This window comes from Tetzosporium hominis, assembly GCF_002265435.1.
GTDB lineage: Bacteria > Bacillota > Bacilli > Bacillales_A > Planococcaceae > Chryseomicrobium > Chryseomicrobium hominis.
This window is the reverse complement of sequence record NZ_NOKQ01000293.1, coordinates 1-272: the sequence shown is the minus strand read 5'-3', so window position 1 is coordinate 272 and position 272 is coordinate 1. Positions and strand designations below refer to the sequence as shown.

Annotated in this window: 1 protein-coding gene; it reads right to left on the bottom strand. The window is 38.2% G+C overall.

Features of this window, described 5'->3' with window-relative positions; translation table 11 throughout:
* A partial coding sequence (locus CF394_RS13485) for a GatB/YqeY domain-containing protein (RefSeq protein WP_243370887.1) occupies window positions 1-272 on the bottom strand: 272 nt, incomplete at both ends.

The window sequence follows — 272 nt, the reverse complement described above, 5'->3', positions numbered from 1 at the left end:
TCTTCTTCTGACAGCTGCTCGGGTAAATAAACTTCTAAAATGTCCAGCTCTTTTTGAACTTTATCTACTAAATCTAAACGATTAGCGTTTGAAAATTCCTGGAGGGAGTCTTTACGTTGCTTAAGTTCACGAGAAAGGACAGTGAGTTCCTCATCCTCGGTCAAACTGTCTTTCTTAAGCTTAATTGCTTCATTTTGAAGTGAAGCCTTAACCATTCGAACGACAGTCAGTTTGTCTTTCTCACGGTTTTTCATATATAGCTTCATATCCTG